Source organism: Mesorhizobium sp. Cs1299R1N3 (assembly GCF_037179625.1).
GTDB lineage: Bacteria > Pseudomonadota > Alphaproteobacteria > Rhizobiales > Rhizobiaceae > Mesorhizobium > Mesorhizobium salmacidum.
Genome location: NZ_JAPYKQ010000007.1, coordinates 1 through 26,301, shown reverse-complemented (window position 1 = coordinate 26,301; position 26,301 = coordinate 1). Strand labels below are relative to the sequence as shown.

The following is a 26,301-nucleotide window of genomic DNA, read 5'->3' as shown; positions in this document are numbered from 1 at the left end:
GAACACGAACACGGTCGCGTGATCACATGAAATTTCGGTCATGCGAAAAGCCCCTCCGCTGCAATGCGGAGAGGCCGTAGCTTTCGAAACAGACAGAGAATCTAGGCGACGAGGTCCGGCACCGGCCCGACATAGCGGGACTGCGGACGGATCAGCCGTCCGGTCGTCTGCTGCTCGCGCGCGTGCGCGACCCAGCCCGCAACGCGCCCGGCGGCAAAGACACTGCTGAAGGCACCGGGCGGAAATCCCGCCGCTTCCAGCACCAGCGCGGTGTAGAATTCGACATTGGTCTGCAGCGAGCGCTTCGGCTTGGCGATCCGAAGCACGTCGAGCGCGGTTTGCTCAACCGTCTCGGCGAAAGCCAGCCGCCGGCCGGTGTCGCCCTCGCCGCCAAGCTTGCGCACCACCGCTTTCAGCACATCGGCACGCGGATCGCGCACGCGGTAGATGCGATGGCCGAAGCCCATGATGCGCTCGCCATGCGCGATCTTGTCGCGCAGCCAGCCGGCAGCGTCGCCATGCGCGGCGATGGCGTCGAGCATCTCGATGACCGGGCCGGGCGCGCCGCCATGCAGCGGGCCCTTGAGCGCGCCAAGGCCGGCCAGCACCGATGATGTCAGGCCCGCCAAGGTCGAAGCGACGACGCGGGTGGCGAAGGTCGAGGCATTGAGGCCATGGTCGCAGACGGTGACCAGATAGGTATCGAGCGCCTTTGCCAATGCCGGCGACGGGACGGAACCCCTGAGCATCCCTAACATGTCGGCGGCATGATCCGCCTTGCCGTCGGGTGCGATCGGCTGCTCGCCGCGCCGCAGGCGCAGCAGGGCCGGCGTCAGCACCGCGGGCGCCGCGATCAGCCGCAAGGCGTCCGTCAGCGTCTCGCCATCCGGCAGCAAGGCCATGCCGGCGCGCATGGCGCTGTAGATATCGAGCGGTGCCAGCCAGGGCAGCGAAGCCGCGAGCCGGTCGAACACCTCGACGCGAGCCTCACCCAACCTTGCCGACAGTTCGGCGTCGCCAGGCAGATCGTCGAAGAACCCGTCCAGCAGCAGGCGTGCGACCTGGGCGTAACTCCATCGCCCTGCCAACTCCCCAAGCGAATGACCGCGGATCGTCAGGCGGCCACCCAGACCGTCCACGTCGGACAGCACGGTTTCGGCCGCCACCACGTCATCGAGCCCATTCGCCATAGCCTTGTCTCCTTGAAGCTTTTCCAGATGGGAGATAAGGCTGGGCAACATAGGCATCAATCTTGATCAACTAAATCAATATCAGGACCGATATGTCGGAATGGTTGTCGCGGGAGGAGGCGCTGGAAAGGCTTGGGGTGAGGCCGCAGACGCTCTATGCCTATGTCAGCCGCGGCCGCATCGGCATGCGCCCGGACCGGGACGATCCGCGCCGCAGCCAATACCGCGCCGACGACATCGCGGCGCTGGCAACGCGAAGGGCGCGCGGGCGCAGCCCTGCGGCCATTGCCGAAAGCGCGATCGCCTGGGGCGAGCCGTCGATCGTCACCGCGATCTCGACAGTCTGGCACGGCCACCTCATCTATCGGGGCCGGGACGCCGTTGCGCTGTCCGACCGTACCACGCTGGAAGAAACCGCCGGACTGCTCTGGGCTCTGCCCGGCCCGGTCAGTTTTGAAGCGCCGTCGCCAGATGCACCGCCCCAGATCGGTCGCGCCCCGGCCTTTGCGCAACTCGCCTTGCTAGCCGGCCAGGCGCGGCCTTCGCTTGGGCGAAGTGCTGCCTCGCTGTGCGCCGACGCCGCGCACGCGATCGGCGTTCTGGCCAGCGCCCTCGGTGCCATGGCGGGACCGGAACCGGTGCACCAGCGATTGGCACGGGGCTGGTCGGTGGACGATGATGGCGCGGAAGCGATCCGTCGCGTCCTTGTCCTGCTTGCCGATCACGAACTCAACGCATCGACCTTCGCGGCCCGCGTCGCGGCCTCGACCGGAGCTTCGCCCGCCGCGTGTCTGCTGGCTGGCCTGGCGACACTGTCCGGTCCCCGCCACGGCGGCGCTGGCGAAGCGGTGATGCAACTCGCCGAAGACGCGGCGCGGCATGGCGCCGATGCCGCGATCCGGCGCTGGCTTGGCCACGACCGGCCACTGCCGGGATTCGGCCACCCGCTCTATCCCGAGGGCGATCCCCGGGCCGCAGCGCTTCTGGCGGGCCTCGACAACACCGACGAGACGTTGCGGTCGCTGGAAAGCGCCGCCATTGCCGCGACCGGCGCTCAACCGAACATAGATTTTGCCCTGGCCGTGCTGACGCGCGGCCTTGGCTTGCCGCGCGATGCACCGTTCCACCTGTTCGCGCTTGGACGCAGCGTCGGCTGGGCCGCGCACATGGTCGAACAGATCGTGAGCGGCAGCATCATCCGGCCGCGCGGCCGCTATGAAGGATTGCTGCCATAAATGTCGTGAGCGCTATGCGCTTACGACATCGTGTCGAGCTTGCGCTGCATGGCCGCGATCTGGTCCTTCAGCTGTTGCAGATCGTCCGGCTTTTCCGGCGTTTCTTTCCTGGCCGGTTCGGCGGGAGCCGCGGCGGGCGCCGAGCCCGGAGGCGGAAATGGCGTGAACAGCCGCATCGCATTCTGGAACATTTCCATGTTGCGGCGCGTCTGTTCTTCCAGCGCCTTGATCGGCGTCGCCATCTTCATCACGTCCAGCGGCGACTTGCCGATGGCGCCCTTCATCTGCTCGCGGAACCGCTCCTGTTCCTTTGAGAAGGCGATCATCGACTGTTCGAGGAAACTCGGTACGATCATCTGCATCTGGTCGCCGTAGAAGGCGATCAGCTGGCGCAGGAACGGGATCGGCAGCATGTTCTGCCCGTCCTTGTTCTCCAGTTCGAAAATGATCTGGGTCAGCACCGGATGGGTGATGTCGTCACCGGTCTTGGCGTCTTGGACGGTGAATTCCTCGCCCTTCTTGACCATTTCGGCCAAATCCTCGAGCGTCACATAGGTGCTCGTCCCCGTATTATAGAGGCGGCGGTTGGCGTATTTCTTGATAATGATCGGGTCGTCTTTTGCGGCCATCTGCATCCTCCCCGGACACCGGCACGCCTGAGTAAGCAGCCGGTAACGATTGCGCCCTTTTTGAGGATATGCGCAAAAGCCTCACAATTCCAAGCAGTTTGTGCACTGCGGGATCATATAATGCTGCATGGCAGGCTAAATATGCTGCGCAGCAGCGGCTGGACCACCGGGGCGGCGAGACTTGGCCTGCTTGCGGCGCATGGGCGTCATGCCGATTTCCGGTTTGACTTGGGGTTGGGAAAGGGCAAGAAAAGTCCTCAACGGCACAACAACACCCTTGAAGTCTGGAGAAGAAAATGTCCGCTTCCATCGTCATTGCCAGCGCCGCGCGCACGGCCGTAGGCTCCTTCAACGGCGCCTTCGCCGCCACGCCCGCGCATGAACTCGGCGCCGTCGTCGTCAAGGAACTTTTGGCGCGTGCTGGTGTCGAGGCGGGCGAGGTCGACGAGGTCATCCTCGGCCAGGTGCTGACCGCGGCGCAAGGCCAGAACCCGGCCCGCCAGGCCTCGATCCTGGCCGGCCTGCCCAAGGAGACCACCGCCTGGGGCCTCAACCAGGTTTGCGGTTCGGGCCTGCGCGCCATCGCGCTCGGCATGCAGCAGATCGCCACCGGTGACGCCAAGGTGATCATCGCCGGCGGCCAGGAATCGATGTCGCTGTCGCCGCACGCCGAGCATCTGCGCGCCGGCGTCAAGATGGGCGACTACAAGATGATCGACACCATGATCAAGGACGGGCTGTGGGACGCCTTCAACGGCTACCACATGGGCAACACCGCCGAGAACGTCGCCCGCCAGTTCCAGATCACCCGCGATGACCAGGACCAGTTCGCGCTGGCCTCGCAGAACAAAGCCGAGGCCGCGCAGAAGGCCGGCAAGTTCAAGGACGAGATCGTCTCCTTCACCATCAAGGGCAAGAAGGGTGACACGGTTGTCGATCAGGACGAGTACATCCGTCACGGCGCCACGATCGATGCCATGACCAAGCTGAAGCCGGCCTTCGACAAGGACGGCACGGTGACCGCCGCCAACGCTTCCGGCATCAATGATGGTGCCGCCGGTGCGCTGCTGATGAGCGAAGCGGAAGCCGCCAGGCGCGGCATCACCCCGCTGGCGCGGATAGCGTCCTGGGCAACCGCCGGCGTCGATCCGGCGATCATGGGCACCGGACCCATTCCCGCCTCGCGCAAGGCTTTGGAACGGGCCGGATGGTCGGCAGGGGATCTCGACCTTGTCGAGGCCAACGAGGCGTTCGCCGCGCAGGCCTGCGCCGTCAATAAGGACATGGGCTGGGATCCCGCGATCGTCAACGTCAATGGCGGCGCCATCGCCATCGGCCACCCGATCGGCGCCTCGGGCGCCCGCATCTTCAACACGCTGGTCTTCGAGATGCGCCGACGCGGCGCCAAGAAGGGACTGGCCACCTTGTGCATCGGCGGCGGCATGGGCGTCGCCATGTGCGTCGAAGCGATTTAACCTAGCCAATAACGAATAGGGAGGAGCGAATAGGGAAGAACGGCCTCAGCGCTGTGGGACATCAAATCCCCATTCGCTATTGGCTGCTCCCCATTCGCCCCTCCGACCAAAGGGAGGACACATGACCAAAGTTGCAATCGTCACGGGTGGATCGCGCGGTATCGGCGCGGCGATCTCGATCGCTTTGAAAACTGCCGGCTATTCGGTTGCCGCGAATTATGCCGGCAACGACGACGCAGCGGCGAAGTTCAAGGCCGAGACCGGCATTCCGGTCTACAGATGGTCGGTCGCCGACTATGACGCTTGCGCCGCCGGGATCAAGCAGGTCGAGGCCGACCTCGGCCCGGTCTCGGTGCTGGTCAACAACGCCGGCATCACCCGCGACGCCATGTTCCACAAGATCACGCGCGAGCAGTGGAAAGAGGTCATCGACACCAATCTGTCGGGCGTCTTCAACATGACGCATCCGCTGTGGAGCGGTATGCGCGACCGCAAGTTCGGCCGCGTCATCACCATCTCCTCGATCAACGGACAGAAGGGCCAGGCTGGTCAGGTCAATTACTCCGCCGCCAAGGCCGGCGACATCGGCTTCTCGAAGGCGTTGGCGCAGGAAGGCGCGCGCGCGGGCATCACCGTCAACGTCATCTGTCCGGGCTACATCGCCACCGAGATGGTCAAGGCGATAGACGAGAAAGTGCTCAACGAACGCATCATCCCGCAAATCCCGGTCGGCCGCCTTGGCGAACCGGAAGAGATCGCGCGCTGCGTCGTCTTCCTCGCTTCCGAAGACGCCGGCTTCATCACCGGCTCGACCCTCACCGCCAACGGTGGCCAGTACTTCGTCTGATCAAACCGTATGGCCAAATCTGAAAGTGCCGGCAGTTCCGCCGGCGCTTTCATTTTTGATGCTCGCCCATACAGACACGGAAGCTGGCGCTGTCGATTCATGCGACCAGCTTAAGCCCGCTTTTCATGGACTGCTTACGCACACCCGATTGTGACGGTGCCGGCAGCTTGGCCATATCGGCCCGGCTGAGACCTGACAGCTTCAGTGAAATCTTGCGCTTGGCGATCGGGTTGATATTGACGAAGTTGAGGACGAGGTTGCGCAGGAAGCGCCGGAACGGGGTGCGCGTGAGTGCCATGCCGGTCAGCCTGCCCGCGAGGTCAATCACTTCCTGCGCCGCTGGACGGCGAAGCGTCTCGTAAAGGTCGAGTTCGCTTTCCCCGCGGATGCCGTTGATCACGTCGCCGAGTAATTCTCCCAGCACCACGGCATCGATCAGACCGGTGTTCATGCCTTGACCGCCGGCGGGGCTGTGCACATGGGCAGCATCGCCCATGACGAACAACGACCGATGGCGATAGGACTTGGCGATGCGATGATGAACGCGAAAACGTGTACTCCAACTCAGGTCGAGCACCTTCGCCGGGCTCGCCGACGGTCCACGGCTGTCCAGGAGCGCCTGGATGTCGGAAATACCAGGCTGCTCCGGCGCCTCATCCATGGTCGCCACGATTCGGTACGATCCATCCGGCAGAGGCGCCACGACGACCAGTCCAGCCGGCGAGAACAGCAATGAAACCTCCGTCGGCCCGAGCGGCCAGTCGAGGCGCACATCGGCAAGAACAAAGGACCCGGCATAGGGCTCGCCGTCGAAGCCGATGCTAGCCGCCTCACGAACCACGCTATGCATGCCGTCCCCACCGACCACGTAGCGTGCGTAGATCGTCTTTTCGCGGCCGTTCTGAACGAGGGTAGCGCGTGCGCCGTCCTGGTCCTGCATAACCATTTTCGCCTCGACGCCGCGATGGACGACGCCGCCCAGTTCGGCGATGCGTTCGGCAAGCACCCTCTCGGTCAGGTTCTGCGGGATCATCAGCGCATAGGGATATGCCGTGGGCAGACCGGAGAAGTTGAGATTGACCAGCGTCCGGTCACGATCGCGAATGGCGAAGTTGTCGAGCTTCAGCCCGAGTTCAACCAGGCGCCCGGTGACGCCGAGCGGTGCCAGTGTTTCCAGTGTCTGCGCGTGGATTACTCCGGCGCGTGAGGTGTTGAGGCCATCGGCAAGGCGGTCGACCAGGACGTGGTCGACGCCGGCCTGGTGCAGGGCGATGGACAGCGCCAGGCCGGTCGGGCCGGCGCCAATGATCAGGACTTCGGTGGTATCGGGCAGCATTTCCTCTCTCCATTTGTCAACGATCGGTGACTTTTATTTGGAGCGCTTGAATTTGTCAACGGTCGTTGGCATATGGATTTCATGAGCACGAATCAGCCAAAAAAACCGAGCAAGTCCGACCGCACCCGTGCACAAATCCTCGACGCGGCGAGGCAGTTGTTCTCCGAGCACGGCTATGGCGGCGCTTCTATCCGTGACATCGCAGCGCTCGCTTCGATCGATCCCGCGATGGTGATCCGCTATTTCCGCAGCAAGGATGAGCTGTTCGCCAGGGCGGCGCTGTTCGACCTGCAACTGCCCGCAACGCAGGTGACCGACCGCGCTTCCATCGGCGACGCGATCATCCGGCGTTTTCTTCGCACTTGGGAGAATTCTCCCAGCGCCACCGGCATGGTCATTCTCCTGCGCTCGGCTGCGTCCAATGAATTCGCCGCGGAGAAGGTGCGCGACGTATTCGCCACTCAGGTCCGGCCGGTTGTGGCACCGTTCGGCGACCCCGCCGATGCCGGCCGGCGCGCCGGCCTCGTCGCCAGCCAGTTGCTGGGTCTGGCGACGTGCCGATATCTGCTGCGGCTGCCGCCCGTCGTGGCCTTATCGCACGAAGAAATCATCAGGGATGTCGGTCCGGTCCTGCAGCGCTATGCAACCGGGGCGGATTAATCCTGAACCGGCGGCGAGCATTACCGTGCGCCTGATCACGACATTATCGGGCCCTCTAACCCGCCATGTCCTGTTCCGGCACGCAAAGGTTAATGGCGGCAGCGCGTCTGTGCGAAACCCTGTGATCAAGCCTGTGGATTCTCGGTGGATAAGCTGTTCACAACACAAGATATTGAGGGAACAAAAGGAGAAAAAACCTCTGACGCTGATTTGTCGCCGATTCGTTCCGGCTTTGAGCGCAATGTTAACATTAATGGCCGCGATTGCCTGCTATTCCTTAATATCGAGTTCAGAAAGATTAACGATTTCAGAACCTTGAGCGGGGCATACCGATCCTCCCGCATCGTTCACAGGCAAAAGTTAACGGCAAAGCCCGCCTAGCATAAAACGGGCCAATCCGGCGATTCAGCATGTGGTGAGACTCGTGGTCACAAAATCCATATCTAGCCGTGAACAAAAGCTGAATCTGACGGAGTCACCGATTCGTCGCCGATTCGTTCCAGACTCGTTCCAACTGTTAAGCAGGGGCTGATTTGCGGGCTGACGCGGACGTCTTCGGAAACCGGTTGGAACATTCCGCTTTCGCTTCGCGCCCGAAATCCCTATGTGTCGGCTGTCATACGCGCCGTCCAGGCACGCTCCCGACCACGAGAGGCCAGAAAGCCTTATTTCCGAGCCGATGAACATCCAGCAGAAACACACCGAGCCGCTGATCCTGTCGGGCCGCGACGTGACCGCGGTGCTTGGCCCCACCAACACCGGCAAGACCCATCTCGCCATCGAGCGCATGGTGGCGCACGAAACCGGCGTCATCGGCTTGCCCCTGAGGCTGCTGGCCCGCGAGGTCTACACGCGCGTCTGCGAGAAGGTCGGAGCCCACAAGGTGGCGTTGATCACCGGCGAGGAGAAGATCCAGCCGCAAGGCGCCAAATATTCGGTCTGCACCGTCGAAGCCATGCCGCGCGAGACCGATGCCGCCTTCGTCGCCATCGACGAGGTGCAACTGGCCGGCGACCTCGAGCGCGGCCATATCTTCACCGACCGTATCCTGCATCTGCGCGGCCGCCAGGAAACGCTGCTGCTCGGCGCGGCCACGATGCACGGCATCCTCCAGCGGCTGCTGAAGGGCGTCTCGGTGGTGACGCGGCCGCGGCTGTCGCATCTGGCCTATGCCGGCTCCAAGAAATTGACCCGCCTGCCACGGCGTACCGCGATCGTCGCCTTCTCCGCCGACGAGGTCTACGCTATCGCCGAGTTGATCCGCCGCCAGCAGGGCGGTGCGGCCGTCGTGCTCGGGGCGCTGTCACCCCGCACCCGCAATGCCCAGGTGGCGCTGTTCCAGTCGGGTGATGTCGACTACCTCATTGCCACCGACGCGATCGGCATGGGCCTCAACCTCGATCTCGACCATGTCGCCTTTGCCCAGAACCGCAAGTTCGACGGCTACCAGTACCGCAATCTGACGGCGGCCGAACTCGGCCAGATCGCCGGCCGCGCCGGCCGGCATCTGCGCGACGGCACGTTTGGCGTCACCGGCCAGGTCGATCCGCTCGAAGAGGATTTGGTCCAGAAGATCGAGGGCCATGACTTCGACCCGGTGAAGGTGCTGCAATGGCGCACCGCGCAATTCGATTTCGTCAGCCTTGATGCGCTGAAGCGATCGATCGAAACCAACGCCCCGGTCGAGGGCCTGACACGCGCGCTGCCGGCCGTCGATGCACAAGCGCTCGAACATCTCTCCCGCGACGAAGACATCCGCGCGCTCGCAACCGATGCAAAACGCGTGGCGCTGCTGTGGGAAGCCTGCGCGCTGCCCGACTATCGCAAGATTGCGCCGGCCCAGCATGCCGATCTCATCGCCTCGATCTACATGGACCTCGCCCGCCATGGCCATGTCGACGAGAATTACATGGCCGAGCAGGTGCGCCGCGCCGACACCACCGAGGGCGACATCGATACGCTGTCGCACCGCATCGCCCAGATCCGCACCTGGACATTCGTGTCGAACCGGCCCGGCTGGCTGGCCGATCAGGCACACTGGCGGGAAAAGACGCGCGAAATCGAAGACAGATTGTCGGATGCGCTGCATGAGCGGTTGACGAAACGCTTCGTAGACCGCAGGACTTCCGTCCTCATGCGGCGCCTTAGAGAAAATACCATGCCTGAAGCCGAAATCAGCCCTACCGGAACCGTCCTTGTCGAAGGCCATCATGTCGGCGAGTTGCAAGGGTTCCGTTTCACCGCCGACCAGACCGCCGGCGGCGAGGACGCCAAGGCCGTGCGCACGGCCGCGCAAAAGGCGCTGGCCGCCGAATTCGAGGCACGCGCGGAGCGCTTCGGCGCCTGCGCCAATGGCGATCTCGCGCTCGGTTCGGACGGCACGCTGCGCTGGATCGGCGCGCCGATCGGCACGCTGGTTTCGGGCGAGGACGCGCTGAAGCCGCGCCTGGTGCTTTTGGCCGACGAACAGCTGACCGGCCCGGCGCGCGACAGGGTCGCCGCGCGCGCCGAACGCTTCGTCAATTTCCAGATCGAATCCCTGCTGAAGCCACTGGTCGACTTGAAGAATGCCGAGCAGATTTCCGGCATCGGCCGCGGCATCGCCTTCCAGCTGGTCGAGAATTTCGGCCTCATCAATCGCCGCGACATCGCCGAGGAGATGAAGTCGCTCGACCAGGAAGGTCGCGCGGCACTTCGCCGGCTCGGCGTGCGCTTCGGTGCCTACCACGTCTTCGTGCCGGCTATGATCAAGCCGGCACCCGCCGGACTGGTGACCTTGCTGTGGGCGCTGAAGAACGACGGCAAGGACAAGCCTGGCTTCGGCGACGTCGTCCATGCGCTGGCGTCGGGCCGCACCTCGGTGGTCATCGATCCGGCCTTCGACAAGGCGTTCTACAAGCTTGCCGGCTACCGCAATCTCGGCCGCCGCGCCGTACGCATCGATATTCTCGAGCGGCTGGCCGACCTGATCCGCCCGGCGACCAACTGGAAGCCCGGCCTCGGCCAACGACCGGACGGCGCCTATGACGGCCAGTCCTTCATGGTGACGCCGCCGATGATGTCGATCCTCGGCGCCACCGCCGACGACATGGAAGAGATCCTCAAGGGCCTAGGCTATCGCGCCGAGCCGAAACCGGCTGCTGAAGTCAAGGCCCGGCTGGAAGCGCAGGACACTGCCGCGCGGGAAGCCGCCGCAGCCAAGCAGGCAGCCGACGAGGCAGCCCGCGCGGAACAAGCCAAGGCGGCGGAAGAGGCGGCAGTGGAAGCCGCAGTAACGGAAGCCGGCGCTGTAGATGCGGCCGTGGAGGCAGCGGCCGAGGGTTCGGCAACGGCAGCCGCCGAGGCCGCCATCGAAACTCCGGCCGAGGTCATCGCGGAAACGGCAGCAGAGCCTGTCGCGCAAGCACAGGCGGAAGCCACGGCTGAAGTTGCCGGTGAAGAGGCGCAAGTAGCCGAAGCCGCCGTTGAACCGGTCGAGCCGGCGCCGGTTGAACCGCAGGCCGAACCTGAAACTGCCGAGATTGAAGCCGCGCCCACAGAAGAGAACGCCGCAGCGGCGGAGCCGACCGTCGAGGCCTCCGCGCCGACGGAAGCCACCGAACCAGTGGCAGTTGCGGAAGCTGCCGGCGAACACGTGCCGGAAGCCGAAGCGCCAAAGCCGATCCTGTTGTGGCGCCAAGGTCGCTTTGACCAGCGTCCGCGCCATCGCGAAGGCCGCAACAACCGCCCGCAGAACGGACAGGCGCGCGGCCGAGGCAATGCGACGGCCGATGCCGCCGGCGCACCGGCAACAGGCGCGCCCGCGGACCGTCCCGCCCATGAAGGACGCCGCGACGGCGCCGGCAAGCCACGCTTCGACCGCTCGAAGTTCAAGCCCAAGCCGCAAGGCGAAGGCGCTGAGCGTCGCGATGGCCGCCCGCAAGGCGAGCGTCCCGAGCGCCGCGAAGGCCGCCCCGACTGGAAGGGTGGCAGGCCGGAAGGCAACGGGCCCGATCGCGGCAAGGGGGGCGGAAAGCCCGCCTTCCAGCCCAAGCCGCGCGAGGAGCGCCCGGTGCGCTTCGACCCGGATTCCCCCTTCGCCAAGCTCGCAGCCTTACGCGACCAATTAAAGAAGTAGGCTCGCTTCGATGGTTGCTGAAGGCCGCCAGCGCATCGACAAATGGCTGTTCTTCTCGCGCGCGGTGAAATCGCGCTCGCTGGCGGCCAAATTGGTTGTAGCCGGCCGCGTGCGCATCAATCGCGACAAAGCAGCGCAGGCTTCCGATCTGGTCAAGCCGGGCGATGTGCTGACCATCACGCTCGACCGGCGTATCTTCGTCTGGAAGGTGCTCGGCGCTGGTGTTCGGCGGGGCCCGGCCGAGGAAGCCCGCACTCTTTATGAAGACATGTCGCCGCCGCCCACACCCAAGGCCGACGCCCTTCCCGATGCTATCCCGGCGCTGCGCGAGGCAGGCAGCGGCCGCCCGACCAAAAAAGAGCGCCGCCAGACCGACCGATTGCTCGACGAAGATTGAGCCCTTGCCGACCAGACGCGGGGGTGTGTTTCCCGAGGGCAAAGACAAACAAAAAGCAGAACCGGGACCGGCAAACGCGACGGCCGGTGGGGCATGTCGGGCCCCCGCGGCACCGGCCGCCTGGAATTCCATTCCCAAACCCTGGCGCCACTGGGAATGGCCACCCTTGCAAGCGGCCGATAAAGGCGTTACCTCACAAAAAAAGCCAACAAAAACGGGACATCCCGGAGCCGACCGATGACCTATGTCGTGACCGACAACTGCATCAAATGCAAATATATGGACTGCATCGAGGTCTGTCCGGTCGACTGTTTCTACGAGGGCGAGAACATGCTCGTCATCCATCCCGACGAGTGCATCGACTGCGGCGTCTGCGAGCCGGAATGCCCGGCCGACGCGATCAAGCCCGACACCGAGTCCGGCCTCGACAAATGGCTGCAGATCAACACCGAATACGCCGAGAAATGGCCCAACATCACCGCCAAGAAGGAGCCGCCGGCCGACGCCAAGACCTTCGACGGAGAGGCCGGCAAGTTCGAGAAATACTTCTCCGCCGAGCCGGGCGAAGGCGATTGACAACGCCGCTGTAAAGGCTTGTATGACGCAGCGTAACAGGCACGTCGGATTAACCGCCTTGACAGGCGGCGATTGGTTGTGGCCTTCGCTTACGCAGCAAAACCTTGATTCTTCCGACTTTTTGTGTTACATCAACGAAACATGCCGGTGACACAACGTCGATTTATGGCGCAGACGCCCCAAATCACTGAAAGGTGAAAATCCCATTCCGGACCAGAGCGATCTGGGCCAGGCGGCCGCAGTTCGTGCGGTTTGCCGGTCCCGGCCTTTCCGGTGGGTTCATCTGTTGTGCGGCTAATGGTCGGTGACCCCGATCACGCGAGTTCAGCCGGCACCGCCGCCGGCCCACAACAAGGAGTTCAGGGCGTAATGGCAACGATCACCCCGCAGAAGAAGTCCACTGCCGCGCGTCACGGTTTCAAGACCGGCGAGTACATCGTCTATCCGGCGCATGGCGTCGGGCAGATCGTCTCGATCGACGAGCAGGAAGTGGCCGGCCACAAGCTGGAACTGTTCGTCATCGACTTCCAGAAGGACAAGATGCGCCTGAAGGTGCCGGTCGCCAAGGCGACCTCGATCGGCATGCGCAAGCTGTCGGAAGAGGATTATGTCGAGCGCGCGCTGAAAGTCGTGCAGGGTCGCGCCCGCGTCAAGCGCACCATGTGGTCGCGCCGTGCTCAGGAATATGATGCCAAGATCAATTCAGGCGACCTGATCTCGATCTCGGAAGTCGTGCGCGACCTCTACCGTGCCGACAACCAGCCGGAGCAGTCCTATTCCGAACGCCAGCTCTACGAGGCGGCGCTCGACCGCATGGCTCGCGAGATCGCGGCCGTAAACCGCATGTCGGAAACCGAAGCCGTGCGCCTGATCGAGGTTAACCTCAACAAAGGCCCCAAGCGTGGCGCCAAGGCCGACAATGAGGAAGCCGAGCAGGAAGAAGCTGCCTGAGCTTTTCGCCGTCGAGTTAACGAAAACCCGGCCTCGTGAACTGACCCCGTAAAGTTGGACGGTTCATTGATCTGGTAGATTTAAGGGCTGGGTCCTGTATTGCACAGGGGCCAGCCCTTTCAGTTTCAGTTTGATGCGGCGGTGGTTGTAGGGGTCAGTTCACGAGGACGGGTTTTCTTTGGGATTGCCGGAGATTGCCGCGCCTATGCGCCGGCCTTCTTCTCCGCCGCCTCCTGCTTCAGCGTGGCGATGAACCGCTTGGTCCTTTCGCGCTCCGGATTGCCGAACAGCGTGGCGGATGGCCCCTGCTCGACGATGACGCCGGCGTCGAGGAACACCGCTTCCTGGGCGATCTTGGAAGCGAGGCGCAAATCATGCGTCGCTATCACCATGGTCGTTCCCTCGCTGGCGAGCTGACTCAGCACATCGACCACCTCCTGCGCCAGCTCCGGGTCGAGCGCCGAAGTCGGTTCGTCGCACAGCAGCACCTTCGGCGACGGCGCCAGCGCCCGGGCGATCGCCACGCGCTGCTGCTGGCCACCCGACAGCGTCGCCGGCCAGGCATCCGCCTTGTGCGCCATGCCGACCTTTTCCAGCAGCGCGAGCGCCCGCTCGCGGGCGCGCGCCTCCGGCCATTTCAGCACCGTGACCAGCCCCTCCATGACATTTTCGATGGCGGTGCGATGCGGAAACAGCTGGAAATTCTGGAACACCATGCCGGTCTGCAGGCGCAGACGCCTTATGTCCGCCGCCGGTACCTTCCCGCCGGGACGGAACTCGAGCGTCTCGTCGCCGATCCGCACCGTGCCCGATGTTGGGATCTCCAGCAGGTTGATGCAGCGCAGCAGCGTGCTTTTTCCCCCGCCCGAAGGCCCGACCAGCGCGGTGACGCTGCCTTCGGCGATGGCAACCGTCACCCCCTTCAGCACGAGATTGTCGCCGAAACGCTTTTCGATGTTGGTGAGGCCGATCATGAGCGTGCCTCCAGGAAGCCGCCATAGCGGTTGAGCCGCTCCTCCAGCCGAGTCTGCAAGGCCGAGAGCACCGAACTCATCGCCAGATAGAGGATCGCCGCCTCGACATAGAGGATGAGCGGCTCATAGGTGGTGGCGACAATGCGCTGCGCCGCCTGGAACATCTCCGGCACGGTGATGGCGGCGGCCAGCGACGTGTCCTTGACCAGCGAGATGAAGGTGTTGGAGAGCGGCGGCACCGCCACCCGGCCGGCTTGCGGCAGGATGGTGCGCCGCATCGCCTGGCTCCAGGTCATGCCGATCGAATAGGCGGCCTCCCACTGGCCTTTCGGCACCGAGCCGATCGCCGCGCGGATGATTTCCGACGTGTAGGCGCCGATATTGAGTGTGAAGCCGATCAGCGCCGCGGTAAAGGCGTCGAGCAGGATGCCGACCGACGGCAGGCCGTAGAAGATCAGGAACAGCTGCACCAGGAGCGGCGTGCCGCGGAAGATCCAGACATAGAAGCGCACGAGCGCCACCAGCGGCTTCGGCCCGAACAGCCGGCCGAGCGCCGCGCCCAATCCCACCGTCAGGCCGAGCACGAAGGACAGCAGCGTCAGCGGCACGGTGAAGATCAACGCTGCCCACAGCAGCGAGGGCAGCGAATCCAGCATCAGTTGCAGCCAGTGCGGCACGAAATATCCTCCGGAAGGGACGGGCAGCGTCATCGAAGCGCGAATGCGTCAGCCATATCACGACAAAAGCGGCGAGCCGTCAAAGACGGCTCGCCGCTGGATGGGCTGCGGGGCGACAACCCGCCCCGCCTTATGAATTACTTCGAGACGTCCTGGCCGAAATAGGTGTCGGCGATCTTCTGGTAGGTGCCGTCGGCCTTGATGTCGGCCAGGGCCTTGTTGATGGCCGCGACCAGCTCCGGATCGCCCTTGCGCACGATGACGCCGGAGTAATCGGCATTCTCTTCCTGGGCGGCGATCTTCACATTGGCGTCGGGCTTGTGCTTCTTGAAGTCGAGGAACGACAGGCTGTCATTGATGGTGGCGTCGGCACGGCCGGTCAAAAGCAGCTGGATCGACTGGTCGAAGCCGTCCGTGCCGACCAGTTCGGCGCCATTCGACTCGGCCAGTTTGCCGAAATTGGAGGTTAGCGACTGCGCCGACTTCTTGCCCTTGAGATCGGCGAAAGTCTTGATGTCGGTATTGTCGCCGCGCACGATCAGCACCGCCTTGGAGGCGATGTAGGGATCGGAGAAATCATACTTGGCCTTGCGGGCATCGGTGATGCCGACTTCGTTGATGACGGCATCATAGCGGTTGACGTCGAGGCCGGCGATCAGGCCGTCCCACTTGCCCTCGAGGAACTGCGCCTTGACGCCGAGCTTGTCGGCGATCGCCTTGGCGATTTCGACGTCGAATCCGACGAGCGCTCCGGATGCATCATGATAGGTGAACGGAGCGTAAGTGCCTTCCGTACCGACCTTGATGACGCCGGCCTGCTTGATCTGGTCGAGATTGGCGCCGGCATGCCCCGATGCGACCGCCAGGACCTGCAGCGTTCCGGCGATGATGAGCGACTTCAGCCATTTCATTTTTCTGTGATCCCGTCCTTGGCCTGATATCAGGCATGTTGTGAGAGTTGGAAAATGACAGATGCAGCCCGGAAAAATAAGGAACAAAATTTCAAAGAGGGCTAATTCCAGAAATCAAATACTCCAAAAGGAATTGCGTTGCAGCATCGGGATTCCGGGCAGCCGTGCCGAAATTGCCCGGACGTCATCGCTCGCCTGCCTGCGCCAGCGGAACCTTTCCCGCGCACGGCAGTTTTGGCTGTTCTAGGGCACGACGCCGTCATTTCAAGCCGGTTCCTGCCAGTTTGTCATTCGCACGCCTGAGCCAAGGAGCGCCTTATGATGGAAGACACGGCAGGTCGGGTCATGGTCCGCGCGGCAATGAGGGCGCCTTACCTCGAGCGCGACGAGGAGCATCGGCTGGCACTGCTTTGGAAAGAGGACAACGACCAGAACGCATTGCACAGCATCACCGTTGCCCATATGCGGCTGGTCATTTCCATGGCCTCGAAATTCCGCCATTACGGCTTGCCGCTCGGCGACCTGATCCAGGAAGGCCATGTCGGCCTGCTCGAGGCTGCCGCCCGCTTCGAGCCGGAGCGCGAGGTGCGGTTTTCGACCTACGCGACGTGGTGGATTCGCGCTTCGATGCAGGACTACATCCTGCGCAACTGGTCGATCGTGCGCGGCGGCACCAGTTCGGCGCAAAAGGCCCTGTTCTTCAATCTCAGGCGCTTGCGTGCCCGTCTCGCGAACGGCGCCGAACCGCTCTCCAACACGACTCTCTACCGCGAGGTGTCGGTTGCGCTCGGCGTTTCCGAAGCTGATGTGGAGTTGATGGATTCACGCCTGTCGGCGCCCGACTCCTCGCTCAACGTGCCGCTTGCCGACGATGCGGGGGCGACCGAGCGGATGGATTTCCTGGTCTCGGACGATCCCTTGCCCGACGAGATTGTCGGCGACAAGATCGACGTCGCGCGCCGCTCGCTCTGGCTGAGGGAGGCGCTTCAAGCTCTCAACGCCCGCGAACTCCGCATCATCGAGGAACGCCGGCTTACCGACGAGGGCGCCACGCTCGAGGCTCTCGGCGAAACGCTCGGCATCTCCAAGGAACGCGTCCGCCAGATCGAGGCCCGCGCCATGGAAAAGCTCAAGGTCGCGCTGGTGAAGCAGAACCCGGAATTCATGGCGACTGCCGCCTGATTCCCGCGACATGCGCTTACTTGTCGGTGACGATCTTGACCTTGTCGCCGGCCGAAACCGCGGCCCCCGGCGACAGCGCGTTGAGCACGCGGAACAGGTCGAGCTTGCGGTCGACTCCCACCATCTGCGCGGCGAGCGAACCCATGGTCTGTCCCGGCTGTACGGTGAGCACACGAATATGCAGTGGCTTCAGTGCCGCCTTTTCGGCGGGGCTGAGAATGCGGAAGGAGCCGCTGACCGAGCGAGCCACCGTCTCCAGTGAGGTGCTGGCCGAGGGAGCCGCGGTCAGCAACCGGTAGACCTGGCCGCCGGCACGGATCACCGCGATATCGAACTGCCAGCCTTCGGCGCCTGCGTGCGCGGTCGCCGCCTCATTGCCGTTGATGGTTTCCTGCTTGACGGTGCTGTCGTCAAGGCCGGCCACCCAGCCGCTTCTGATATAATCGGTCAGGGCGCGGTTCTTGTCGATCGAAACACCGTCGAAGCGGATCGCTATGTCGCCCGACCCGGTCGCCGTAACCGCTGCCGCTGAATTGTCGATGATGAAACCGTCCGGCACGGTGAACGACACGCCGAGGCCCGGATGCAGGAAGGTTTCGCCGCGCACATAGCCTTCTTCCGGCGTATCGCCATAAAGCAGGCCGTCTATGCCGGCGAGGAAGGAATCGCGGTCGCGCGTGCCGAAACCGGGCGCGCCGAACTGGCGGGCGTGGCGCTGTGCCAGATCGATGCGTTGCGGCGTGTTGGGGTGGGTGGCCAGGAAGTCGAGGCTGGCGTCCGTGGCACCGCTGATCGAACGGAAATCGGTGTAGGCCGACATCGACTGCAGGAAGCGGCCGGCGGCATAGGGATCGTAGCCGGCTTCGCCGATCGACTTGATGCCGATGGCGTCCGCCTCCAGTTCCTGATTGCGCGAGAACTGCGCCAGCCTGAGCTTGCCGCGGATCAGTGCTGCCTTGGCGGTCGGGCTGTCGCCGAGCACATCGGAAACGACCTTGGTCGCCAGGCCTTCCTCGGCCTCCAGCTGCTGGCGCTGCAGGCCGTGATTGGCGGTGACGTGGCCCATTTCATGCGCGATGACGGCGGCGAGCTCGGACGAATCATTGGCCAGCGCCAAGAGGCCGCGCGTGATGTAGAGGTAGCCGCCCGGCAGCGCGAAGGCGTTGACGTTGGGCGAATTGAGGATGGTGATGCGATAGGTCTGGGTCGGGTTGGCCGATACCACGGTCAAATTGCCGACCACCTTGGCGACCATGCGCTCGAGCTTGGGATCGGAATATTCGCCGCCATACGTTGCAAGGATGCGCGGATGCTGCGCCTTGGCGAGTTCGGCAAGCTTGTTGTTGGCGGCGACATTGTCCACCGTGATCGGCTTGTCGGATGGCTGGAAGCCGGATTCCTGGACCTCCGGAGGCGTGAACATCTGGCAGCTTGCCAGCGCCACCGCAAAGCCAGCCAGCGCCAGGAACCGCACCAGCGGATTCATTCGTAGCCTGTCAGCGCTGATCGCCAGAATGGCTTCCTTTCAGGTCCTTGCGCATGACCACGGCATGCGCAAAACAAACTGCTACAGCGTCCGTCACGCGCCCCTCGGGGCGGGCAGCAGATGCTGTAGGCAAATCACGGCCTGTGCCGGACCGGTATCGAGCGGACCTAGCCACACTACTCCAGTCATGGCAAGCAAGCGCCACATCGCCTCAAGCCGGTTTGAGCGTAAATTATGTCCGCTTCCGGGCAATATCTCGTGATAACGCATCCCCGGCACCGGCACCGATATAGCGCCGGAACGCCTCCGGCCCAGCCCCTGCAAAGAAATCGTCCGATGTGCCCGAGGCAGCGATGGTGCCATTGTCCAGGAATACCACCTTCTGCGCGATGCGGCGGGCATCCTGCGGCTGGTGCGTGACGAACAGCACCGTCATGCCTCGCTCGGCATGGAGGCTGGCAACCAGGTCGAGCATGTCGCCGCGCAAGGCGGGCCCAAGCGAGGCGAAGGGTTCGTCGAGCAGCAGCACCGGGCGGTCACGCACCAGCACGCGGGCCAGGGCGACGCGCTGACGCTCGCCGCCCGAAAGCTCGCGCGGCAGCCGCTTCTCCTTGCCGGCAAGGCCGGTGCGCGCAAGTGCGCCCGCGATATCGGCGTGGTCGGCTTCGGTCAACCGCAACGATGGCGAACGGCCGAGCCCGACATTTTGCTGGACAGAGAGATGGGCGAAAAGATTGTTTTCCTGGAACACCATCGACACCGGCCGCATGGCCGGCGGGTCGCCACCGACTTCGGCCCCGCCGACCAGTACGCGGCCGGATCGCGGCGTCTCGAACCCGGCCACCAGATTGAGCAGCGTCGACTTTCCCGAACCGCTCGGCCCCATGATGGCGGTGATCCGCGTCGCGGTGAATCCGACATCGAAGGCGAACAACGCCTCGCCATAACTGAACGAGACCCTGTCCAGCCGCACCGCAACCCCTTTGCCGTCAGCCGCCCCGTCAGACATCGCGGGCCATCCCCTTTCCCAGCCGGTCCGCTGCCAGCACCAGCGCCAGACAGACAAGGCCCAGCAACAACGCCAGGCCGGCGGCGTCCTGCGTGCGGTAGCTGCCCATGCGCGCCAGGAGAAGGTAGGGCAAGGTCTGCACGGAATCACTGCCGAACAGGGCGATCACGCCGAGATCGCCAAGCGACAGCGCCATGGCGAAGGCAAAGGCGGTGGCGAGCGGCCGCCGAAGCGACGGCCAGTCGACCAGCCACAGTCTTGACCAGCCGGAAATGCCGAGCTGTGCGCAGAGCCGCTCGTGACGCTCGCTTGCCGCATCATAGGCGGGACGGACGGCGCGCAGCGCGAAAGGCATTGCCATGACGGCGTTGACGGTGACGACCATGAGCGGGGCGACAGCAAAGACATCGCCGAGATGGCGCAACAGAAGGAACCAGCCGGCGCCGATGACGATCGGCGGCACGACCAGCACAAACCCGGCGCCGGTATCGGTGGCATGTTCGAGCAGTGTCCTTGAGCCGGAGCGGCGGTTCAATGCCAGCGCCCTCCGCGCCATTGTGAGAGCCAGCGACAGCATCACCGAAAGCAACGCCGACAGGAATGCGAGCACGGCACTGGTCAGTGTCGCTTGCCGGACAGTGGCCTCACCGGCCAGCCGGCCGAGATCGGCGCCCAATCCGGCCGCCACGGTCGCCGCCATGGGTCCCACCACGAACAGCAGCGCCAGCCCGATGAGCAGGGCATTCAGCACGGCCTCAGTCCTGTTGACCGAGAGATAGCGGCGCGGCGCGACCGGCAGGTTGGTGTCGCCGACGACATTGGCGCCAAGCCGGGTCAACGCCAGCACCACGACAAAGGTCAGCGCGATCTGCAGCAATGTCAGCGCGACAGCCCGCGCGGGATCGAAATCGAAGCGCAATGCCTGATAGATGCCGACCTCCAGCGTCGTCGCGGCCGGTCCGCCGCCGAGCGTCAGCACGATGGTGAAGGATGTGATGCAGAGCATGAAGACAAGTCCGGCGACACCAGGCAAGGCGGCCCGCAGCGTCGGCCATTCGATCAGCCGGAATGCCGGACGCGCTCCCATGCCGAGCTGGCTCGCCAGCCGCCACTGGTCTGAGGGGATGGTTTGCAGCGCCTCCAGGAACAGGCGGGTAGCCAATGGCAGGTTGAAGAAGACATGGGCAACGAGAATGCCGGAGAGGCCGTAGATGCCCGGCCAACCCTGGCCGCCAACCCAGTTGGACAGGCCGGCGAAATAGCCGGCTCGGCCGTAGAGCGCCAGGATGCCGAGCGCCGCGACGATCGCCGGCAGCGCCAGCGGCACGGCGAAGAGTTGCAGGATGAAGGCGCGGCCGGGGAAACGTGGATGCCGCGACAGCGCCCGCGCCACGAACAGGGCAGGCCCGACCGAGAGCAGCGTCGACAGGGCCGCCTGCCAGAGCGTGAAGCGCACGACGCGGAAGAGGTAAGGATCGAAGGCGGCCCAGGCGCCGGAAAAATCGTGGGCGCCTTCGAGAAGCAGGCCGGCAAAAGCGCCGCCGATCAGCAGCGTGGTTGCCGCAAGCGCGACAATGCCGGCTGTGATGCGGGGGTCAGAGCGGGTTTGCACTGAGAACCAACGATCGACTTGGGAAACCTTGTGTTCCTTGGCGGCCATCTCACGAGACTAGCCCACGAAACCTACTTGCTCATCACCGCCAGCCATTCGTCCACCCAGGCCTTGCGGTTGGCCGCGACTTCCTCGGGGCTGAACAGCAAGGTCTTGGTCGGCTTGACCAGTTTGTCGAAGGCAGGGTTGAGCGGCTTGTCGGTCTTGCCGGCCGGGAACATCCAGTTGGTCTCCGGGATGGCGTCCTGGAATTTCGGCCCGGTCATGAAAGCCATGAACTTGGCCGCCAGCGGGTTCTTGGCGCCTGTCGTGGTGATGCCGGCGACTTCGATCTGCAGGTACTCGCCCTCTTCGAAGGATGCCGCCTGGTAGCGCTCGGTGTTCTCGGCGACCATGTGGTAGGCCGGCGAGGTGGTGTAGGACAGCACCATCGGCGCCTCGCCCTTGGTGAACAGGCCATAGGCCTCGCTCCAGCCCGGCGTCACGGTCAGCACCTTGGCCTTGAGCTTGGCCCAGGCTTCCGGCGCCTTGTCGCCATAGACCGACTTCACCCACAACAGCAGGCCGAGACCGGGCGTCGACGTGCGCGGATCCTGAATGACGATCTTGTCATTGGCACTGCCCTCGACCAGGTCCTTCAGGCTTTTCGGCGGCGTCTTCAGTTTTTCGGTATCGTAGACGACAGCGAAATAGCCATAGTCGAAGGGGACGAAAGTATCGTCGCTCCAGCCGCCCGGCACATTGACATCGCTCACCGCGCCGTGCGGCGCGAACAGGCCCGACGCCTTGGCATCGGCGGTGAGATTGGTGTCGAGGCCGAGCACGATATCGGCCTTGGTCGAAGCGCCTTCCAGCTTGACGCGGTTGAGCAGCGCCACGCCATCGGCGACCGAGACGAACTCGACATCGCAGCCACATTCGGCTTCGAATTCCTTCTTCACCACCGGGCCTGGACCCCAGTCGGCGGTGAAGCTCTCATAGGTGTAGACGGTGAGCTTGTCCTTGGCCAAAGCCGGCCCGGACAGGGTCACTACCGTGGCCGCGATGAGGGAATATAAAAGCGTGCGCATCGGCGCCTCCTTCGTTTGCGTTGAAAGGAATTGAGGCGTCGGATTGTCCGAAACGTCTAATCCCTCCGCCGGTACAAACCGGATCAGGTTCAGCGGGTTGGCGAGACTGCCTCTCAGCCGGCCCGCGAAAGTCGCGTCCGGCACCCCGTTAGAGCGTTTCGACACATAAGCCCGGCCGATGGGACACGCAAGTGGGAGTTTGCCGCCTTCCGTTTCCCGTGCCGGGCTGGTAAGGGCGACGGGATATGAGCACATTCACCATCTTGCTTGGCGGCGACCTCATCCGCACGCCCCGGCTCGACCGCCAGGTCGAAGGCTCGCGCGTCATCGCCGCCGACGCCGGCATCGGCCATGCGCGGATGCTGGCCCTTGTGCCGGAACTGTGGGTCGGTGATTTCGATTCCGTACCAGCCGATCTGCCGGAAGATCTCGCCGCCGTGCCCAGGCAGACCTTCCCGGCGGAAAAGGACAAGACCGACGGCGAACTGGCGATCGCGGCAGCCCTTGAACGCGGGGCGACGCGCCTTGTGCTGGCGGGCGCCTTCGGCGGCAAGCGCGCCGACCACGCCTTCCTGCACCTGGCGCTTGGCCTGCGGCTGGCCGAGGCCGGAACGGATGTGCTTCTGACCAGCGGTGCCCAGGAAGGTGTCCCCTTGCTGCTCGGCAGGGCCAGCTTCGATTATGCCGACGGCACGCTGTTTTCGATCCTTGGCTTCTCCGAACTCTCCGGCCTGACCGTCACCGGCGCCAAATGGCCGCTCGACAAGGTCGAGGTGGCTTTCGGTTCGTCGTTGACCATTTCCAACGAGGTCAAGGGCCGCCTCGACATCGCGCTTCGCCATGGCCGAGCGCTGCTGCTCGCCCATCCCCATCCATTGCCCGAAAGCTGACATGGCCCCGCCTCTTCTCAATCTCGACGGGATAAAGCTGACTTTTGGCGGCACGCCGCTGCTCGACGGCGCCGCCTTGACCGCGTCGGGCGGCGACAAGATCGCGCTGGTCGGCCGCAACGGGTCCGGCAAGTCGACGCTGCTCAAGATCGCCGCCGGCCTGATCGAACCGCAGCACGGCGAGGTGTTCCGCCAGCCTTCCGCGACAGTGCGCTATCTGCCGCAAATGCCAGACATGGACGGCTTCGCCAATGTGCGCGCCTATGTCGAGGGCGGTCTTGGCCCGGCCGACGATCCCTACCGCGCCAGCTATCTGATGGAGCATCTCGGCCTGTCGGGCGAGGAACGGCCAGGCGACCTGTCCGGCGGCGAGGCCAGGCGCGCCGCGCTTGCCCGTGTCATGGCGCCGGAGCCCGACATCCTGCTTCTTGATGAGCCGACTAACCATCTCGATTTGTCTGTCATCGAATGGCTGGAAGAGGAGCTCGTCCGGACCTCCTCGGCGCTCATCGTCATCTCGCATGACCGCCGCTTCCTCGAACGTGTGTCGCGCGCCACCGTCTGGCTCGACCGTGGCGAGACCCGCAGGCTGGACAAGGGCTTTGGCCATTTCGAGGAATGGCGCGACGTGGTGCTGGAAGAGGAAGAGCGCGAGCAGCACAAGCTGGGGCGCCAGATCGTGCGCGAGGAGCACTGGCTGCGTTATGGCGTGACGGCGCGGCGCAAGCGCAACATGCGCCGATTGGGTGAACTGCAGACCATGCGCCAGCGCTTTCGCGGCCATCGCGGCGCCGAAGGCTCCGCGACCATGGTGGCAAGCGACGCCGCCGAATCCGGCAAGCTGGTGATCGAAGCCAAGAACATCGAGAAGAGCTTTGATGATCTCACCGTCGTCAAGGGGTTCTCGACCCGCATCCAGCGCGGCGACCGCGTCGGTCTTGTCGGGCCGAACGGTGCCGGCAAGACGACACTTCTGAAGATGCTGACCGGCGAATTGGCGCCGGATGCCGGTTCGGTGCGGCTCGGCACCAATCTGGAGATCGCCACGCTCGATCAGAAGCGTGAGGCGGTCGACCCGCAGGAGACGCTGGCGCAATATCTGACCGACGGGCGCGGCGAGAACCTGGTCATCAATGGCGAGCAGCGCCATGTCGTCTCCTACATGAAGGATTTCCTGTTCAAGCCGGAACAGGCCCGCACCCCTGTGCGTGAGCTTTCCGGTGGCGAGCGGGCGCGGCTGATCCTGGCGCGCGTGCTGGCACGGCCGGCGAACCTTCTGGTGCTCGATGAGCCGACCAACGATCTCGACATGGAGACACTGGAACTGCTGCAGGAACTGGTTGCCGGTTTTGCCGGCACCGTAATCTTGGTCAGCCACGACCGCGATTTCCTCGACCGTACCGTCACCAGCATCATCGCGCCGGACGGCGGCGGCCGCTGGGTCGAATATGCCGGCGGCTATTCCGACATGCTGGCGCAACGCGGCGGCACAAGGCTCGACGATCGCAAGACACGCGCCAAGGCCGAAGCCGGCGATGTGCCCACGCCGGGCAGGAGCGAGCCGGCAGCGCCGAAAGGGCCGGCGAAGAAACTGTCGTTCAAGCAGAAGTTCGCGTTGGAGTCCCTACCCAAGAAAATCGAGGCGGTGACCGCATCGATCTCGCGGCTGGAAAACAACATCGCCGATCCGGCCTATTACGAGCGCGACCCGGCCTCGTTCCAGAAGACGATCGCCGCCCTCGACAAGGAGCGCGCCACGCTGGCGGCGCTCGAGGAAGAATGGCTGGAGCTTGAGATGCTGCGGGAAGAGATGGAAGGGTGAAGATTGCATGCGGCCTTTGGTGCGCGTATATTATGCGCATAAAGGAAGGCAATTTCCATGCTGCAATCGACGCAGAAATCTCAGCGAAAGTCGGTCAACACGTCCATTGACTCCCAGCTGATCGAAGATGCCAAAGCGCTGGGCATCAACATCTCCCGCGCTGCCGAAGCAGGTATTGCCAAGGCAATTGCAGCGGAAAAAACGCGCCGTTGGCAAGAAGAGAACAAGGAAGCGATTGAAAGTTCCAACTCCTACGTGGAGCGCAACGGACTGCCATTGGCCAAATACCGGCTGTTTTGATGGCACGTTACGATCTTTATCGGAATATCGACGGTAACGGTTATCTCCTCGATGTTCAGGCCGACCTTCTTGATAGGTTGACCACGAGAGTCGTCATTCCGTTGATGCCGCCCAATATGGCTCCGGTGCCGGGCCGCCGACTAAACCCGACCTTCGCCATCGACGGCAAAGACCATGTGATGGTCACACAGTTCATCTCAGCCTTGACGGCCTCCGAATTGCCGGACGTCGAAGGAAATCTTTCCCGGCATCACGACGACATCGTCGCCGCACTCGACATGCTGTTCCAGGGTTTCTGAACGAAGGCGACCGTTGCGCCGCCTTCTCAACCCGCCGTCTTGGCCTGCCAGGCCTTGATCGCCTCGTCGAACACCTTCTCGCCGGGAAGGCCCTTTTCCATGGTCAGCAATGCCCGCCGTCCGGTCTTGTAGACCACCGGCACGTCGATCCAGTCCTGGCCGCGCAACAGGGTCATGTTGGCGTCTTCGTCGGCCTTGGTGTCGTTGAGCGCGACGAGGAAGAAGCCGTCGGCGATCTTGGCCGGGATGCCGATCAGCGGGCTGCCGGCATCCTGTTCAGAGCTCTTCATGGCGACGCGCAATATGTTGTCGACGCCGCCGCCCTCGAAGCCGTCGGGCGTCAGGAAGATCATCTCGATGATGTGGCTCGCCGGCAGGGTCTGGTCGGTGTTGCGGCGAATGGTCATGCGCAACTGGATGTCCTTGCCCGGAATGGTCGCCTCGGCACGGATCGCCGGCTCGGGAGGCAGGTCGCCGCCGGGCGATTCCTGCACCAGCGACCAGACGATGCTGCCGGGCTCGGCCGAACCCTGCGCGGTGCTGGTGCGTTCCTCATAGAAGATCGCCTTCTGGCCAACCGGAACCGCGGTCTGCGCAGCAGCCGCGGCCGGTGCGGGCGGCGTCGCGCCTGCCGGCGCGGGCGGCGGCGTGGCGGC

24 protein-coding genes, 2 pseudogenes and 1 riboswitch are annotated in these 26,301 nt (G+C 64.1%); of the genes and pseudogenes, 14 read left to right on the top strand and 12 right to left on the bottom strand.

Features of this window, described 5'->3' with window-relative positions; all coding sequences use genetic code 11:
• Positions 1–101: 101 nt before the first annotated feature.
• Positions 102–1,190: a citrate synthase/methylcitrate synthase gene (locus O7B34_RS16955; protein WP_337147140.1), complete on the bottom strand. Its 1,089-nt coding sequence runs from the start codon at positions 1,188–1,190 to the stop codon at positions 102–104.
• Positions 1,191–1,282: 92 nt separating this feature from the next.
• Between O7B34_RS16955 and O7B34_RS16950 the strand changes: the two genes are divergently transcribed.
• Positions 1,283–2,425 (top strand): citrate/2-methylcitrate synthase, encoded by a 1,143-nt coding sequence (locus O7B34_RS16950; protein ID WP_337147139.1) that lies wholly within the window; start codon positions 1,283–1,285, stop codon positions 2,423–2,425.
• A gap of 20 nt (positions 2,426–2,445) precedes the next feature.
• Here O7B34_RS16950 and phaR read toward each other — a convergent pair whose 3' ends face one another.
• The gene (phaR, locus tag O7B34_RS16945; protein WP_027141834.1) at positions 2,446–3,054 is read right to left on the bottom strand and encodes a polyhydroxyalkanoate synthesis repressor PhaR; all 609 of its coding nucleotides are present in this window, start codon (positions 3,052–3,054) and stop codon (positions 2,446–2,448) included.
• A 296-nt stretch (positions 3,055–3,350) separates the two neighbouring features.
• Between phaR and O7B34_RS16940 the strand changes: the two genes are divergently transcribed.
• A complete protein-coding gene (locus O7B34_RS16940) occupies positions 3,351–4,529 on the top strand; it encodes an acetyl-CoA C-acetyltransferase (RefSeq protein WP_337147138.1) in 1,179 nt (392 codons plus the stop codon).
• A 121-nt stretch (positions 4,530–4,650) separates the two neighbouring features.
• On the top strand, positions 4,651–5,376 hold the full coding sequence (phbB, locus tag O7B34_RS16935; protein ID WP_337105708.1) for an acetoacetyl-CoA reductase: 726 nt from the start codon (positions 4,651–4,653) through the stop codon (positions 5,374–5,376).
• A 97-nt stretch (positions 5,377–5,473) separates the two neighbouring features.
• Here phbB and O7B34_RS16930 read toward each other — a convergent pair whose 3' ends face one another.
• Positions 5,474–6,712 carry an FAD-dependent oxidoreductase gene (locus O7B34_RS16930; RefSeq protein WP_337147137.1) on the bottom strand — a complete coding sequence of 413 codons (1,239 nt, stop codon included), beginning with the start codon at positions 6,710–6,712 and terminating at the stop codon, positions 5,474–5,476.
• 72 nt (positions 6,713–6,784) lie between these two features.
• On the opposite strand from O7B34_RS16930, the gene O7B34_RS16925 reads away from it, so the two are divergent.
• The 6 genes from O7B34_RS16925 (at position 6,785) to O7B34_RS16900 (ending at position 13,413) form a co-directional block, all read left to right on the top strand.
• Positions 6,785–7,372 (top strand): TetR/AcrR family transcriptional regulator, encoded by a 588-nt coding sequence (locus O7B34_RS16925; protein ID WP_337147136.1) that lies wholly within the window; start codon positions 6,785–6,787, stop codon positions 7,370–7,372.
• Between the two features lie 144 nt (positions 7,373–7,516).
• A complete protein-coding gene (locus tag O7B34_RS16920; RefSeq protein ID WP_337147135.1) occupies positions 7,517–7,753 on the top strand; it encodes a hypothetical protein in 237 nt (78 codons plus the stop codon).
• A 298-nt stretch (positions 7,754–8,051) separates the two neighbouring features.
• Positions 8,052–11,489, top strand: coding sequence for a helicase-related protein (locus O7B34_RS16915; RefSeq protein ID WP_337147134.1), 3,438 nt, complete (start codon positions 8,052–8,054; stop codon positions 11,487–11,489).
• Between the two features lie 10 nt (positions 11,490–11,499).
• Positions 11,500–11,886, top strand: a complete 387-nt coding sequence (locus O7B34_RS16910) for an RNA-binding S4 domain-containing protein (protein WP_337147132.1) — start codon at positions 11,500–11,502, stop codon at positions 11,884–11,886.
• Positions 11,887–12,123: 237 nt separating this feature from the next.
• Entirely contained in the window at positions 12,124–12,462 is a 339-nt protein-coding gene (gene fdxA, locus O7B34_RS16905) for a ferredoxin FdxA (protein WP_013892564.1), read from the top strand.
• 369 nt (positions 12,463–12,831) lie between these two features.
• Positions 12,832–13,413, top strand: coding sequence for a CarD family transcriptional regulator (locus O7B34_RS16900; RefSeq protein ID WP_006327799.1), 582 nt, complete (start codon positions 12,832–12,834; stop codon positions 13,411–13,413).
• Positions 13,414–13,476: 63 nt separating this feature from the next.
• On the opposite strand, the pseudogene O7B34_RS16895 reads toward O7B34_RS16900, so the two are convergent.
• The 4 genes and pseudogenes from O7B34_RS16895 to O7B34_RS16880 form a co-directional block, all read right to left on the bottom strand.
• Positions 13,477–13,563 (bottom strand): annotated as a pseudogene (locus tag O7B34_RS16895) (IS3 family transposase); the annotation flags it as partial.
• Positions 13,564–13,616: 53 nt separating this feature from the next.
• Positions 13,617–14,387 (bottom strand): amino acid ABC transporter ATP-binding protein, encoded by a 771-nt coding sequence (locus tag O7B34_RS16890; protein WP_337147131.1) that lies wholly within the window; start codon positions 14,385–14,387, stop codon positions 13,617–13,619.
• Complete coding sequence (locus tag O7B34_RS16885; RefSeq protein WP_027141826.1) at positions 14,384–15,064, bottom strand: amino acid ABC transporter permease; 681 nt, start codon at positions 15,062–15,064, stop codon at positions 14,384–14,386. Before O7B34_RS16885 ends, O7B34_RS16890 begins: the two co-directional genes overlap by 4 nt.
• A 137-nt stretch (positions 15,065–15,201) precedes the next feature.
• Positions 15,202–15,975, bottom strand: a complete 774-nt coding sequence (locus tag O7B34_RS16880) for an amino acid ABC transporter substrate-binding protein (protein WP_337143016.1) — start codon at positions 15,973–15,975, stop codon at positions 15,202–15,204.
• A 318-nt stretch (positions 15,976–16,293) separates the two neighbouring features.
• Between O7B34_RS16880 and O7B34_RS16875 the strand changes: the two genes are divergently transcribed.
• Positions 16,294–17,157: an RNA polymerase factor sigma-32 gene (locus O7B34_RS16875; protein ID WP_027141824.1), complete on the top strand. Its 864-nt coding sequence runs from the start codon at positions 16,294–16,296 to the stop codon at positions 17,155–17,157.
• 16 nt (positions 17,158–17,173) lie between these two features.
• Here the strand turns inward: O7B34_RS16875 and O7B34_RS16870 are convergent, their stop codons facing one another.
• The 4 genes from O7B34_RS16870 to thiB form a co-directional block, all read right to left on the bottom strand.
• Positions 17,174–18,643 (bottom strand): M48 family metalloprotease, encoded by a 1,470-nt coding sequence (locus O7B34_RS16870; protein WP_337147130.1) that lies wholly within the window; start codon positions 18,641–18,643, stop codon positions 17,174–17,176.
• 232 nt (positions 18,644–18,875) lie between these two features.
• Positions 18,876–19,652, bottom strand: a complete 777-nt coding sequence (gene thiQ / locus O7B34_RS16865) for a thiamine ABC transporter ATP-binding protein (protein WP_337147129.1) — start codon at positions 19,650–19,652, stop codon at positions 18,876–18,878.
• Entirely contained in the window at positions 19,645–21,312 is a 1,668-nt protein-coding gene (thiP, locus tag O7B34_RS16860; protein WP_337147128.1) for a thiamine/thiamine pyrophosphate ABC transporter permease, read from the bottom strand. The genes thiQ and thiP overlap by 8 nt, the downstream gene beginning before the upstream one ends.
• 23 nt (positions 21,313–21,335) lie before the next feature.
• Positions 21,336–22,334, bottom strand: coding sequence for a thiamine ABC transporter substrate binding subunit (thiB, locus tag O7B34_RS16855; RefSeq protein ID WP_337105697.1), 999 nt, complete (start codon positions 22,332–22,334; stop codon positions 21,336–21,338).
• A 43-nt stretch (positions 22,335–22,377) separates the two neighbouring features.
• Positions 22,378–22,492, bottom strand: a riboswitch (TPP riboswitch).
• A gap of 87 nt (positions 22,493–22,579) precedes the next feature.
• Between thiB and O7B34_RS16850 the strand changes: the two genes are divergently transcribed.
• From O7B34_RS16850 to O7B34_RS16835, 4 genes are read left to right on the top strand one after another with little or no spacing between them, the layout of a single operon-like run.
• Entirely contained in the window at positions 22,580–23,224 is a 645-nt protein-coding gene (locus O7B34_RS16850) for a thiamine diphosphokinase (protein WP_337147127.1), read from the top strand.
• A gap of 1 nt (position 23,225) precedes the next feature.
• Positions 23,226–25,046 (top strand): ABC-F family ATP-binding cassette domain-containing protein, encoded by a 1,821-nt coding sequence (locus O7B34_RS16845; RefSeq protein WP_337147126.1) that lies wholly within the window; start codon positions 23,226–23,228, stop codon positions 25,044–25,046.
• A 57-nt stretch (positions 25,047–25,103) separates the two neighbouring features.
• On the top strand, positions 25,104–25,346 hold the full coding sequence (locus O7B34_RS16840) for a type II toxin-antitoxin system CcdA family antitoxin (RefSeq protein ID WP_337147125.1): 243 nt from the start codon (positions 25,104–25,106) through the stop codon (positions 25,344–25,346).
• Positions 25,346–25,645, top strand: a complete 300-nt coding sequence (locus O7B34_RS16835; protein WP_337147124.1) for a CcdB family protein — start codon at positions 25,346–25,348, stop codon at positions 25,643–25,645. The genes O7B34_RS16840 and O7B34_RS16835 overlap by 1 nt, the downstream gene beginning before the upstream one ends.
• A 26-nt stretch (positions 25,646–25,671) precedes the next feature.
• On the opposite strand, the pseudogene O7B34_RS16830 reads toward O7B34_RS16835, so the two are convergent.
• Positions 25,672–26,301: pseudogene (locus O7B34_RS16830) on the bottom strand (hypothetical protein); the annotation flags it as partial.